A 12,367-nucleotide genomic window follows, 5' to 3' on the forward strand; every position below is an offset into this window, starting at 1 on the left:
GCACGCAAGCTAAAGCGGCGCTCCCGAGCAACGCAATCAGCGTGAGCGAGGATCTTTATTTGATCCGAAACACACTGGTTTTATGCTTGCCTCTCATTCAGCCCTGATTGTTTCGTGAAATATTTCTGCATAAAGCCGAGCGACGGTCGGTGTGAGGTTGTGTACTGAAGGAATCAGAAAATTTGAGTTGGGGGCGAGTCGTTTTGCGTAGATGACTTCGTAAACCCTGCGAACGATTCCTGGCTCTGTTTCCTCTTGGTCGAAGCCAGGCATTATTCCTACGGCTTTGTAACCCGCATGCTCCAATGCTTGTTGCATATACGGAGCGCTGGTTGTCGCCATACCATAGATCAAGCCCGCTCCCATGAACCTTCCCATTTTTTCTCCGAGGTCTTGGGCAGCTACGGCCAGTTTGGTTTGTCTATGATGTTTGGCTACCGCGCCCACTCGCCCGAAGATGACATCAGCGCCGTCAATTTTTTCCCACGTTGCTATCGCGACGATTTCATGATTTCGGCGGACCACTATAGCGAACATCGCCCGCTCCAGATCGTCTTCGAGCACCACGTTGTCTTCATAAAATTGCTGGTTCAGAAAAGGGCTCCCTAACCCCACCGTAATGGAGGGAAACCACGTCTGGAAAAAAATTATCGCTACATCGATCTCCTCGCGTTTCAGGTAATCCCATGTGTAGCCAGAGGGTAAAACAGTGAAACTGCGAATCTGATCGATCATTGGCCATTTCATGCGGTTCTGCTCGTCTTGATAGTCTAATTGCCTTTCAGGAATCGGTCGGAGAAAGGGGCTTATTCAGTCGCTTCTCTATCGAGTTGTCTGCGATCTATCAGCAATTCCCGGGCGTCTAGTGAGGGGAGGCGGCGGGTTAGACGGCGGTGTTTTCAGGTTTGAGGACAGCGCCCTCGCAGAGTCCTGGGTTATGCCTGGTCGCAAATTGTCTGTGGCGGTCGACCACTTCACCGATGACAAACTGCATCAGCTTCTGGACGAAGGCCGTATCGAGGTTGGCCTCCTGGGCGAGGGCTGTCAGACGTTCGTATTGATGCTGCTCTCTCTTCTTGTCCACCGCTGGCAATTGATGTCGGGCTTTAAGCAAGCCGACCTCATCAGTACAGCGGAACCGTTCAGCAAGCATGTGGATGAGCGCGGCGTCGATATTGTCGATGGTTTGTCTGAATGCCGAGAGTTGACGCGTGATGTCGGAATTGTCCATGGATAACCTCGTGGCAGTTGTTCTAAGGGGCTTGTCTGTACCCTTCCTTGGTCCTTCCATGATTGGACGGAGAACCTGAGCAGGCGCTTTACGCGGGATCGGGCATGTTCAACGATTCCTCCAGCCACTGCATGACTACCTTGAAAGCCGAGTCTGAATTGCGTTCATAGATCAATCCGTGGCCGTTGCCGTGAATACCCAGTGCCGGTAGATCCAGATGGTGAATGTTGGCACCGGCATTTCGCAGGAAAGGGACAATGCTGGATGCGTAAGAAGCAAACGCTGATGTCTCACCTGTCATCAGCGCTACCGGAACGCCCTGCAATCCGGGAATTTTCAGGGTTGATGGTTCTGCTGTGCGGACTTGCTCCGCCGTCTCGCGAGGCGGATCAAAGGTCAAAGGGGCGGCGGTCAGTCCCCATTCGAGGCTGCCTATACCCGGCGTATGGCCAAATACCGGCCCCATAGGCTCCACTGCCACAATCCCTGCGATCAGGTCGGGTCGACGATCGGCGACCAACCAGCCACTGGGCCCGGAAGCGGAATGCGTAACGATGATGGCCTTACCGATTCTGTCGAGCAGTTCGGCCAGTCGGTCCGCGTCCAGGGTCTGCGAGGCCGCAAGGTCAGCCGGCATGGGGCCGTAAGCTGCAATGAAGGCGTCAAACGCTGCTTCGTCATCCGACTCAAACGGCCACTGCGTTTCTCCACCTCCCTCTGGAAAGTAAACTTCGCGGGCGCGTTCATAGGAGAACGCTGGCCCCATCGGTCCCATGATGTCGGGGTGATACGGCGATCGCCCGTGGCCGGGTCTGTCGACGCGAAAGACTACGAAGCCCGCTTCGAGGAACCGCTGCGCCCATCCCGGGCGACCATCGGGTGTATCCAGCCATTCGGTGCCCTGCAGCGTGCCGCCGTGCACCAGCACCACGGGATAGGCTTGAGTGATGTGCTCAGGGGATTCCCAGGCTACGTACATCGGACCCTTCTGGAAATTTTTACCGTTCTGGGTAACACGGGCGCCGGTCACCCAGAAGTTGCCACGCCGCGTACGTTTTATCGGTGCGCTTCGCCAGGGTTGCTGGGCATGAACGGCTGATTGGGTAAGTGTCTGTGTAGCGAAGACCGACCAGTCCTTGTGCCCGTCTCCCCGGGCTACTGCCGACGTCATTTTCGATCGCACTGCATCCGCAGCAGGCAGTTCCAGGTCCTTGAGACGGCCCGCATCAATAGCCAGATTTATATCCTTGAGGCCAAGAGACAGTTTGAAACCCGGTTCAAAGCTGTTGTTGGCGATGTTCTGCCCATACCGTTGATAACTGGGGCAGGCGAACAGGGTCTGGGTCATGAGGTTGACGAAAATCGAAGGGGTCAGTCCGTGGCGTTGAACGAGTCCGCTTGCTTCGCCCAGCGACTGGATGGCTTGAGTGATCATCATGTTGCCGGCGATTTTCGCGATACACGCGTGTTCAGGCTGATCGCCCAGATACCAGGTTTTTTTCCCGAGCAGGTCAAACAGCGGTTGAACCGTCGAGACAGCTAGCTGCGATCCGGCCGCCAGGATGTTCAACTCGCCGCTCGCGGCCACGGCGGGCACGCCGAAAACCGGTGCCGCGACCAATGCCATGCCGATTGCATCATGCATGCCCTGCAACTCGACCATGAGTGAAGGCGACAAAGTCGACATCACGACATGCACGCAGGCCTTGTCTGCATTTTCCAGAGCAGCGCTGGACAGCAGCACTTCCCTGACGGCGGCATCATCGGCCAGCAGGCTGATGACGACCTCTTGCTGAAAGGCCGAGGACGGGGATTCGAGAACGCTTACTCCTTCGAGATCCATAATCGCAGCGTGACTACGGTTCCATGCCGATACGTGATGGCCGGCCCGGATGAGCAACGGAATGATCGCTCTGGTCATGCTTCCCACACCGATAAAGCCAATCTTCATTTGCAGTCCCTCGGTTGGTGTTTCGACGAAGGTGTATGCAGAGAAGTATGTCGAGCCTGGGATTGCTACGGCACTGCCATTACTGCACTCTCACTGTTCATTTTTGTACGGGGTAGAGTATGGACTGGAGTGATGTGCGGATCTTTCTCGCGATTGCCCGCAGTGGGTCATTGGGCGCTGCCGCCAAGCTGTTGGGTGTTAGCCATCCGACCGTGGGGCGGCGCTTGCAGGTGCTTGAGCAGTCCAGTGGCCAGCCCATTTTCCTGCGTACCACCCAAGGTTTGGTACTGACCGACAGCGGAGAGAAGCTGCTCAGCCTAGCGCAGGAAATGGAGCAGAGTGCGTTGGCCATCGAAAGGCGCCTGGCGGGCGACAGCGCCCAGCCAGAAGGTGTGTTGCGCATTTCTTGCGCTGACTGGTTTGCCTGTTATGTGCTGGCCCCCGTCCTCAGTGAACTGGGGCGACGTTACCCTCTGATTGTGCCTGAGGTTATCGCCGGGCATCGATTGTTTGACCTGGCTCGTCGCGACGCCGATATCGCGTTTCGAATCGTCCCTTTCACCGAACCCGATATTGTTCACCGCAAGCTGATCTCCCTGAGCTATGGGTTATACACGGCCGTCGGATCTGCTGATCCCGAGCCACAGGGCGAGGGGGTTGGTTTGATTACCATGAGTGTTGCCCAGTCTCATTATCCCGATGTGCAGTGGCTGCAGCAGCGTTACCCTCTGGCGCGTACCGTGTTCACCAGTAGCAGCCGCACAGTCCAGGCGCAAATGTGCACGCAGGGGCAGGGCGTTGCCGTATTGCCCCGCGCCTTGGGTGACCAATTAACGGCGCTGCGGTTGATTGATCCGCACGAGCCGCCACCGGGTCGCGACATATGGATGGGCTACCACCAGGACATGCGCCAGATGGACAGCCTTCGTGCTCTTGCCGATCTTGCTTCCATCATGATCGGCAATCAGGCATGCGGTTGACTCACTCTGCTGGGTGCATGGCCGCCGTTTGCGGATCAGTAGCAGGTTGGCGCGTCAGGGTAAGGCTCAATCCCGCGCCTACCGCCAGGCATGCTGCGATGCAGAGTATGGAGACGGTGAAAGCGTGGGTGATGGCAGCCGCGTCCGTATCCGTGCCTAGAAGGGTGTAGAAAATGCCGCCTATTATTGCCACGCTCAGTGACGTGCTGATTTGCAGGGTGGAGCTGGTAATGCCTGCAATCATGCCGGAGTATGCGGGTGCCACACGTCCTGTGATCATGCGCATCAATGTCGGAAGGGCTAATCCTTGTCCGAAACCGATCAGAAACAGAATGACGGCAAGGGGCAGCGCAGCGGGGCTGGCGGACATCGGCGTGTGCGCCACGAGCCAGGCCAAGAGCACAAATCCCAACACTTCAAGCCCCATTCCGACGGGATTGACGTATGCCCCCAGAAAACGCCTGAACTGAGGGGTGGAAAGCGGTCCCAGCAAAAATCCCGCGCCGAAAGGAAGGAAGACGAGGCCTGCATTGAGTGGGCTCGTGTGCAGCGCTCCCTGTAGATAAATGGAAAGCAGCAGGAAAAACACGCCGATCGCGTAAAAGGTGAGGGCGACGAGCAGTGCCCGGGCAAGACCGGGCGCGCGCAGTGCGGCAGGATTCAGCAACGGAGCACCTTGCGCTTGATGCAGGCGGGCTTCGTAGCGCCAGAACAGCCAGGCCAGCAGCGGCACCGCTGCAAGCGACAGCCAGGCCCACAAAGGCCAACCCGATTCACGCCCCTCGATCAGAGGAATGATCAGAGCCGCAAGCGTCACCATCGACAATAGCGTTCCGCCCAGATCCAGCTTGCTTGTCTGTGGTGCGTGGGTTTCCTTGACCACTGGAATGGCGACAAGGATGACCAGTAACGAAATCGGTAAATTCACCAGAAATATCGCCCGCCAGCCCAGGTTCATCAGGTTGAGCGATATCAATATTCCGCCAAGTGCCTGGCCGACTACCGAAGCCAGACCAAAGACCGCGCCATACAGGCTCAGTGCCAAGGGCTTTTCGGAGTCGGGGAATATCGCCTGCACTGATGCGAGTGCCTGAGGTGCCATGATGGCTGCCGTCACGCCTTGCAGCGAACGTCCGGCGATCAACACCCAGGGTGACTCGGCTACACCGCAGATCAGTGAGGCAACGGCAAAGCCAACCAGACCAACGAAGAACATTCTCATGCGGCCATAGATGTCACCCAGCCGTCCACCGGTAATCAGTGTCACGGCATAAAGCGCCGCATACGAGGAGATGATCAACTGTTCGGCGGAGGAGGCCGTGCCTAGCGATTGCTGAATTGAAGGCAGCGCTACGTTGACGATGAAAAAATCCAGCGGCGGTAAAAATGCACCGACCAACAAGATGGTGAACATCAACCAACGCCGCGGTTCCGGGGGGGCGACTTTTGTCTTAGGCATAAGGTCTCCTTCCTGGAACCCTTCGGTTCCAGAATATTCTCGATTGCAGGTCATGCTCTGAATCAGCTGACTCCAATCTAAACGATCAAACCTTCCCTTACGCCTCACATAAATGAACGGCCAATGTTCATTTATGGCAGTGCCGCTCAGCCCCTGACTCCTCTCAAAATGGCCGCACTGTGGTTCCAGTCGAGCCACATAATCGAGACTGAGGAGTCAGATATGTCAGGCAAATTCGCTAATCAGGTTGCAGTCGTCACCGGGGCATCCACAGGGATCGGGTTTGCAATTGCGCAAGGTTTGATTGCCGAGGGAGCCAAGCGTGTTTACATCACGGGTCGTTCTGCAGCCACGCTAGAGGCGGCGGTGGCGAAGCTAGGCGACAGAGTCGTAGCGGTCATTTCCGATGTCGCCAGCCAGGCTGATCTCGATAAACTCAAAGCTACAATTGAGGCGCGCGACGATCAGCTGGACTCAGTGTTTGCCAACGCGGGTATTTGCGAAAAGAACCCGCTGGGCGAGACCACCGAGGCGGCTTATTTCAACATGTTCGACATTAACGTGAAGGGGGTTTTTTTTACCGTTCAAACGTTGATGCCATTGTTGAAAAACGGTGCGTCGATCGTGTTGACGGCCTCTATCTGTTCCAGCAATGGGATGGAAGGACTGAGCCTCTACAACGCATCCAAGGCCGCAGTACGGTCCTTCGCCAGGACTTGGGCCAACGAACTCAAAGGTCGCAAGATTCGAGCGAATGTCCTGAGCCCTGGCTTCACCCGCACGCCTCTGATGGATAACGGCTTGAAGATGAGCGAGAGCGACATTGCCGCGCTGCGCCAACACGTCGAGCAGATCACTCCGCTGGGGTATATGGCCCAACCTGAAGAAATCGCCTCGTCGGCGCTGTTCCTTGCATCTGCCGATGCGAAATATGTCAACGGTGTGGAGCTGATGGTCGACGGCGGCCTGTCGCAGATCTGAACACGTGCTCAACCGTAGCGCAGCCCTCGCGGAGGGCTGCCTTCGTCGCTTATGCGAAGCCTCAGCAGGAAACCCCATCATGAACATGGAACAACTGACCGCCCGACTGGACGCCCTGGAAAGTCGCGCCGCCATCGAGTCGCTGATAAACGCCTACGCCAATGCCTTCGACCGCATCGACGCCTCGCTCCTGAGCGGTATCTGGCACGAAGAATCAGCACTGGATCTACCGGGTTTTGGCCAAGCCGGAAACCGTGACGAAATCCTCGCGATGGCGCAAAACAGCTGGCGCCAGATGCCACATATGCATCACTGGATGGCCAACCCGCTGATCGATATTAAGGGTGACAGCGCGGTGGGTACGGTGGCTGCGGATTGCCTGTTTCACGACATTGAAAAAGGCCCGGTGCAAGTCAGCGGGCTGTACCACGACAGGTTTGAACGTCGGGACGGAAGATGGGCGTTCTTGTCACGTCGTTTTGAACTGCACTTTCTTACACCTTTGAAGGACTGGGTACCCGTTGCTGGCGAAGAAAAGTATGCGCCGGTCGAGCACCAGAGCCTGGGCAAGCCCTCAGACAGTTGACCTGCGCGCATGAGTTTCAGTTGGGGGCAGCGAACGACAAGCACTGTCCGCCGACGTCGTTCAAGCTCCAGGGAATGACAGCGAAAAACAGATAACCCCGGGCTTTGGCTGTTCGACACGCACGTGACCTTCATGCAGTTGCATGATTGCCACGACGATGGCGAGGCCAAGGCCGTAGGAGTCAGAGTTCTGGTGGCGAGACGCATCGCCGCGGTAAAAGCGGTCGAAGAGTTTGCCCACGGTTTCGTCACTCAGCACAGGCCCTTGGTTCTCCACTTCAATGCGGGCTCCGCCGGGGGTTTCCATCACCCGGATCTGAATCTCGGTGCCCTCGTAGGCATAGCGAACGGCGTTTGCCACCAGGTTGCTCAAGGCTCTGCGCAGCAGCAAAGGGTCAGCGAGCACGTTTCCATCGCCTGTTATCTGTACGGTCATTCGCCGCTCTTCAGCCAAGCCTTCAAAATAGTCGGCAATGCGCTGCGATTCGTCATGCAGCGATAGTTGCTGGCGCTCCACCAGTGCGTGCGCTTCATCGGCGCGCGCAAGGAACAGAATGCTTTCGACGATGCGCGAGATCCGTTCGAGCTCTTCAAGGTTCGAAGCGATCAGTGCCTGATAGTCATCCTCGCTGCGGCGCTGGCGAAGGGCGACCTGGCAATGCCCCATCAGCGACCCCACCGGCGTGCGGATTTCATGGGCAAGGTCAGCGGAAAATTGCGTCAATCGTTGATAACCCCGGGCAAGACGATCGAGCATCGCGTTATAGGCGTCACTCAGCTGTTGCAGTTCAACCGGCGTATCGGAGCTGTCCATACGGCTGTGCAGACGCTCGGGTGTTATCGCTGCCGCATGCGCGGCCATCTTGCGTAACGGACGCAGCCCTCGACGCAGTACCAGGTAACCCAGCAACGCGGTGGCCAGAAACGCAAGGGCAACGGCCAGGTAGATACGTTCGCGATACGCCGCGAGCATAGCCATTTCCTTGCCCATGAGGTGCGCGGCGGTCAGGCGCACTTCACGTCCCCCCGACGTCGTGACGACGGAGGCGGCGCGCAGCATTGTTCCCGAGTCGGTCACGCCGCTACGCAGGTCACTGACGCTCAGCTTTGTATCCTGGCCGATCACGGGCAGTTCAGGCAACGTGACGTTCAGTGGATTTACCTGGATTACCGGTTGCTGTCCGGGCTCTTCAATGATGAAGATGTCGTCTTCGCTGTCGAGCATGTTCTTGAAAATCTGCGGGCTGTCGCGCAGCTTTTCGATGGCGAGTTCGTAGTGCAGCAGCTTGCGAAAATGTTCCAGGCGGCCCATGACCGCATGATCGCTGTACACCAATACCGAGGCTTTCATCGTCTGATACAGATAAACGCCTGCACCGGCCACGGCCAGCATCGCTACCATGGAAAACGCCACGGTCGATCGCAGGGTCAGAGAGGGTTGGCGTCGGGACCGCATGGCCTCACCTCGCAGACATAGCCGATACCGCGAATGGTATGGATCAGCTTGATAGGGTAGGGCTGATCGACCTTGCTGCGCAGGCGCTTGACCGCTACGTCCACCACGTTGGTATCGCTGTCAAAATTCATGTCCCAGACTTCCGAAGCGATCTGTGTCCTGGACAGCACATCGCCTGCCCGGCGCAGAAACAGATGCAGCAGGGCGAACTCCTTGTTGGTCAGCACGATCACCTGCTGCTGGCGTGTAACGCGGCGCCGGACCAGATCCAGCTCGAGGTCGGCGAGGTGGAAATGGTCGGCTTCGCGCACGACACCGCGACGCAAGATGGTGCGGATGCGTAACAGCAGTTCAGTAAACGAAAAAGGTTTGACCAAGTAGTCATCGGCGCCCAGTTCCAGGCCGCGAATGCGGTCCTGCAACTGGTCGCGCGCGGTCAGGAACAGCACGGGGACGTCTTGTCTGGCGCGCAAAAGCTCGATGATCTGAAACCCGTCAATCCCGGGCAACATCACGTCCAGCACGATCAGATCGTAGGTCGTATGCAAGGCCATGTGCAGGCCGTCGGCGCCGTGCTGGGTCCAGTCGACGTTGTAACCGGACTCGCCGAGCCCCTTTTTGAGGTACTCACCTGTTTTGGTGTCATCTTCGATCAGCAGGATATGCATCGTGAGGCGCGCTCGGGTCTCTTCATGACAGGATTCAGCCCGCGACATCGGTATCTCGGCTGTGCAGTGTAACGGGATGAGCGGGCGCAGTCGGTTACATTTCTGTCATTCATGGGCAGGGCTGACGAATGACAAAAATGTCATTCGGCGGTCATCGTGACGTCCCGGTCTGCGGTCGAGGATGGCGGCACATCACCCCATGAGGAATCGTCACCATGCAACTAAAAAACGCCTTGTCTACCACATTCGGTTTGTTGATGCTCAGTGCTGCCGTCATTGCTACCGCGGCTGACATGCCGGTGATCAAACCGCTGCGTGGCACGGTGGAAAGCGTCAGCAACAATACGCTGACATTCACTGTCCGCTCCGGCGCCCAGCAGACTATCGGACTGACTGACAAGACCGGTATCAACCGGGTATCGAAGGCCAATATCGAATCGATCAAATCCGACAGCTTCATTGGCTCGGCGGCCATCCCGCAGGCCAACGGAACATTGAAGGCGCTGGAGGTGACGGTTTTTGACGCCAGCCTGAAGGGCAGCGGCGAAGGTCATTATGGCTGGCAGAACGCGGATGGCAGCACAGGCACCATGACCAACGGTACCGTGGGGAAACTGTCCAAAGCTGACGGCCGCACATTGACCGTCAACTACAAGGGTGGCGAGAAACAAATCGTCGTACCGGACGATGTGCCAATTGCCTACGTCGAGCCAGGCAAAGCCGATGAACTGGTCAAAGGTACGAAAATTGTCGTGTTCCCCGCCGCAGATGGAACCACCGCGCGCGGCATTGCAGTTGGCAAGGATGGCTTCCAGCCACCGATGTAATCACCTGAAAAGGCAGGGGCGCTGCCGCTTGGCAACGCTCCGCTACATGGCTGGTTTCGAGGGGGAAACACGTGAGACAGAAAAAGCTTCATCCCTGGCCGGTTCGCCTCACCCACTGGCTCAACGCCGCCTGCATGGTCTGCATGTTCATGAGCGGTTGGGCCATTTACAACGCCTCGCCACTGTTCGGCTTCAGGTTTCCAGTGTCGGTAACCGTGGGCGGGTGGTTGGGTGGGGCGCTGGCCTGGCACTTTGCATTCATGTGGCTGCTGCTGATCAACGGCGCAATCTATGTGCTGTATGGCGTCGTCAGTCGCCATTTCAAACGTGAGTTGCTGCCCATTGGGCTTGTCGCATTGAAGCGTGATTTTACGGACGCTTTGCGCTTCCGGCTCGTGCATGAAAAGGGTGTCTATAACGCTGTGCAGCGCCTGATGTACTGGATGGTGCTGGCAGCAGGCGCACTCGTCGTCATTTCGGGTGTGGCGATCTGGAAACCCATTCAACTTCTAGAGCTGGTCGCGCTACTGGGCGGCTATGACGTCGCTCGCTACGTACATTTTGCGGCGATGGCGGTAATTGCTGCATTCGTCGTGATTCATCTTGGGTTGGTAATGCTGGTACCCAAAACCCTGCTGCCAATGATTTCAGGTGGGGTGCGGTCGCTTGATATCAGGAGAAATGGCCATGACTGAATCCAGAAAAGGAACTGTTCAGCGCGTCAGGCTTGAACCTGCGCAACAGCTTGAGTTGGAGAATATCCAGCGCCGGCATTTCCTTCGTGCCGGCTTGACCGTGGGTGCGATGTCGATGCTGACCGGCTGCAACCTGCAGGACGGCGATCAGGTTGACAAGGTCCTTTGGGCCATGTCGCGCTGGAACGATAGGGTCCAGGCATGGCTGTTCAGCGGACAGAAACTGGCGCCGACCTTCACCCGCGCGCAGATCACTACGCCATTTCCGTTCAACGCATTCTATGGCCAGGACGATATCCCTGAAGTGGACCTCGCCAGTTACTCGCTCGCCGTCTCCGGTCGGGTCAGGGACAAGGCTCCATGGACACTCGAAAGCTTGCGCAAACTGCCGCAACGTAGCGATATCACCCGTTTGATCTGTGTTGAAGGTTGGAGCGCCATAGGACAATGGGGAGGTGTACCGCTCAAAACCTTTCTGGAACACATCGGTGCCGATACCACAGCGAAATTCGTCGGTTTCAAATGTGCTGATCGCTATTACTCCAGTCTGGACATGCCGACGGCCTTGCACCCACAGACACTGCTGGCGCTGGATTACGCTGATGTCGCGTTGCCGCCCGAGTACGGCTATCCGCTGCGGGTTCGAGTACCCACCAAATTGGGCTTCAAAAACCCCAAGCATGTTGTCGAGATTTTCGTGAGCAACGACAACCCGGGCGGGTATTGGGAAGACCAGGGATACAACTGGTTCAGCGGGATCTGATAGCGCAAAAACTGAACAGCCACGCCAGGAATGCTGGCGAGACTCATGACACCAGACCTGATATGAGGCGTCCCCATGACCTATATATCTGCGGTACCGCCAGCTTCATCAGTGTTACCGACTTCAGAAAACAAGAAGCGGGCAACGACCCATAGTGCAGATTTCCAATCCCAATTGCAGGCTCAGTCCAGATCACCTGTGCAGGAGCCGGATACAACCCGCGCTCATCTGTTATCGGAATCGACCACAAACCTGTCATGCCGGCCGGAGATGCGAGCGCTGCTTCAATTGTTGCCATGGCGAAGGAACGCCGACGGTTCTTTCAGCAGACCGGGCCGATCAGTGCCAGGTACGCGAGCCAGTGGCTTGGATATTGCGGACTTCAACTTCCCTGATCGAAACATTCTGGATAGCAGTGAGATTATCAAACACACCTGCGGAAATGAGGAGGGTAGACGGCCCTACTCAAAGTCCTTTGATGAGCGAATCGTGTGTACTTTCAATGGCGAGGAAAGCGAATTCTCTTCTGATGTGATCTGCAAAGAGGGATTGAATGCGTTCGCTACCGCAGTGGCTCTTTCCCCGATAACCCTCACCTGGTTACCGATTGAGATTGTTAGAGCACCGCTACGGTCGCCTGGCGTACGGATTTTTCGCCGTCGCAAGTCCTCTTCAGTCGAGAGCCACCTTCTCGACAAGTCAATTTCAGAGTAAGGGCGTTAAACGGGCGGATCTCGATAGCTCTTTCGCCGCGGGGCTAGTATTTCTATC

At 56.9% G+C, this 12,367-nt stretch carries 12 protein-coding genes; 6 read left to right on the forward strand and 6 right to left on the reverse strand.

Annotated elements, in window-relative coordinates:
* Positions 1–93: 93 nt before the first annotated feature.
* The 3 genes from JBO08_RS06040 to JBO08_RS28085 all read right to left on the reverse strand — a co-directional run bounded on the left by JBO08_RS06040 (position 94) and on the right by JBO08_RS28085 (position 3,182).
* Entirely contained in the window at positions 94–735 is a 642-nt protein-coding gene (locus JBO08_RS06040; protein ID WP_065873175.1) for a hypothetical protein, read from the reverse strand.
* Positions 736–883: 148 nt separating this feature from the next.
* Positions 884–1,231 carry a chorismate mutase gene (locus JBO08_RS06045; protein ID WP_065873174.1) on the reverse strand — a complete coding sequence of 116 codons (348 nt, stop codon included), beginning with the start codon at positions 1,229–1,231 and terminating at the stop codon, positions 884–886.
* Between the two features lie 88 nt (positions 1,232–1,319).
* Positions 1,320–3,182 carry an NAD(P)-binding domain-containing protein gene (locus tag JBO08_RS28085; RefSeq protein WP_256530503.1) on the reverse strand — a complete coding sequence of 621 codons (1,863 nt, stop codon included), beginning with the start codon at positions 3,180–3,182 and terminating at the stop codon, positions 1,320–1,322.
* 119 nt (positions 3,183–3,301) lie between these two features.
* Between JBO08_RS28085 and JBO08_RS06055 the strand changes: the two genes are divergently transcribed.
* The gene (locus JBO08_RS06055) at positions 3,302–4,162 is read left to right on the forward strand and encodes a LysR family transcriptional regulator (protein WP_065873173.1); all 861 of its coding nucleotides are present in this window, start codon (positions 3,302–3,304) and stop codon (positions 4,160–4,162) included.
* 1 nt (position 4,163) lies between these two features.
* Here the strand turns inward: JBO08_RS06055 and JBO08_RS06060 are convergent, their stop codons facing one another.
* Complete coding sequence (locus JBO08_RS06060) at positions 4,164–5,621, reverse strand: MFS transporter (protein ID WP_065873172.1); 1,458 nt, start codon at positions 5,619–5,621, stop codon at positions 4,164–4,166.
* A 222-nt stretch (positions 5,622–5,843) separates the two neighbouring features.
* Here JBO08_RS06060 and JBO08_RS06065 point away from each other — a divergent pair, with 222 nt between their 5' ends.
* Positions 5,844–6,602 carry an SDR family oxidoreductase gene (locus JBO08_RS06065; protein WP_056860326.1) on the forward strand — a complete coding sequence of 253 codons (759 nt, stop codon included), beginning with the start codon at positions 5,844–5,846 and terminating at the stop codon, positions 6,600–6,602.
* Between the two features lie 79 nt (positions 6,603–6,681).
* Positions 6,682–7,188, forward strand: coding sequence for a nuclear transport factor 2 family protein (locus JBO08_RS06070; RefSeq protein ID WP_083207141.1), 507 nt, complete (start codon positions 6,682–6,684; stop codon positions 7,186–7,188).
* A 60-nt stretch (positions 7,189–7,248) separates the two neighbouring features.
* Here JBO08_RS06070 and JBO08_RS06075 read toward each other — a convergent pair whose 3' ends face one another.
* Positions 7,249–8,643: a heavy metal sensor histidine kinase gene (locus tag JBO08_RS06075; protein ID WP_065873171.1), complete on the reverse strand. Its 1,395-nt coding sequence runs from the start codon at positions 8,641–8,643 to the stop codon at positions 7,249–7,251.
* Entirely contained in the window at positions 8,616–9,311 is a 696-nt protein-coding gene (locus JBO08_RS06080; RefSeq protein WP_056859943.1) for a heavy metal response regulator transcription factor, read from the reverse strand. The genes JBO08_RS06075 and JBO08_RS06080 overlap by 28 nt, the downstream gene beginning before the upstream one ends.
* A 215-nt stretch (positions 9,312–9,526) precedes the next feature.
* On the opposite strand from JBO08_RS06080, the gene JBO08_RS06085 reads away from it, so the two are divergent.
* From JBO08_RS06085 to JBO08_RS06095, 3 genes are all read left to right on the forward strand, one after another.
* Positions 9,527–10,138 carry a hypothetical protein gene (locus JBO08_RS06085; protein ID WP_056859944.1) on the forward strand — a complete coding sequence of 204 codons (612 nt, stop codon included), beginning with the start codon at positions 9,527–9,529 and terminating at the stop codon, positions 10,136–10,138.
* Between the two features lie 71 nt (positions 10,139–10,209).
* Positions 10,210–10,833 (forward strand): cytochrome b/b6 domain-containing protein, encoded by a 624-nt coding sequence (locus JBO08_RS06090; protein ID WP_220074306.1) that lies wholly within the window; start codon positions 10,210–10,212, stop codon positions 10,831–10,833.
* A complete protein-coding gene (locus JBO08_RS06095; RefSeq protein WP_056859946.1) occupies positions 10,826–11,596 on the forward strand; it encodes a molybdopterin-dependent oxidoreductase in 771 nt (256 codons plus the stop codon). Before JBO08_RS06090 ends, JBO08_RS06095 begins: the two co-directional genes overlap by 8 nt.
* Positions 11,597–12,367: the final 771 nt, after the last annotated feature.

This window comes from Pseudomonas sp. LAP_36 (assembly GCF_019456785.1).
Taxonomy (GTDB): Bacteria; Pseudomonadota; Gammaproteobacteria; order Pseudomonadales; family Pseudomonadaceae; genus Aquipseudomonas; species Aquipseudomonas tritici.

Bases quoted from the DNA above. Each gene is read 5' to 3' on its own strand.
- JBO08_RS06085 (WP_056859944.1), top strand. From the start codon at position 9,527: ATGCAACTAAAAAACGCCTTGTCTACCACATTCGGTTTGTTGATGCTC.
- JBO08_RS06040 (WP_065873175.1), bottom strand. From the start codon at position 735: ATGATCGATCAGATTCGCAGTTTCACTGTTTTACCCTCTGGCTACACA.
- JBO08_RS06070 (WP_083207141.1), top strand. From the start codon at position 6,682: ATGAACATGGAACAACTGACCGCCCGACTGGACGCCCTGGAAAGTCGC.
- JBO08_RS06065 (WP_056860326.1), top strand. From the start codon at position 5,844: ATGTCAGGCAAATTCGCTAATCAGGTTGCAGTCGTCACCGGGGCATCC.
- JBO08_RS06075 (WP_065873171.1), bottom strand. From the start codon at position 8,643: ATGCGGTCCCGACGCCAACCCTCTCTGACCCTGCGATCGACCGTGGCG.
- JBO08_RS06095 (WP_056859946.1), top strand. From the start codon at position 10,826: ATGACTGAATCCAGAAAAGGAACTGTTCAGCGCGTCAGGCTTGAACCT.
- JBO08_RS06060 (WP_065873172.1), bottom strand. From the start codon at position 5,621: ATGCCTAAGACAAAAGTCGCCCCCCCGGAACCGCGGCGTTGGTTGATG.
- JBO08_RS06080 (WP_056859943.1), bottom strand. From the start codon at position 9,311: ATGCATATCCTGCTGATCGAAGATGACACCAAAACAGGTGAGTACCTC.
- JBO08_RS28085 (WP_256530503.1), bottom strand. From the start codon at position 3,182: ATGAAGATTGGCTTTATCGGTGTGGGAAGCATGACCAGAGCGATCATT.
- JBO08_RS06045 (WP_065873174.1), bottom strand. From the start codon at position 1,231: ATGGACAATTCCGACATCACGCGTCAACTCTCGGCATTCAGACAAACC.
- JBO08_RS06055 (WP_065873173.1), top strand. From the start codon at position 3,302: ATGGACTGGAGTGATGTGCGGATCTTTCTCGCGATTGCCCGCAGTGGG.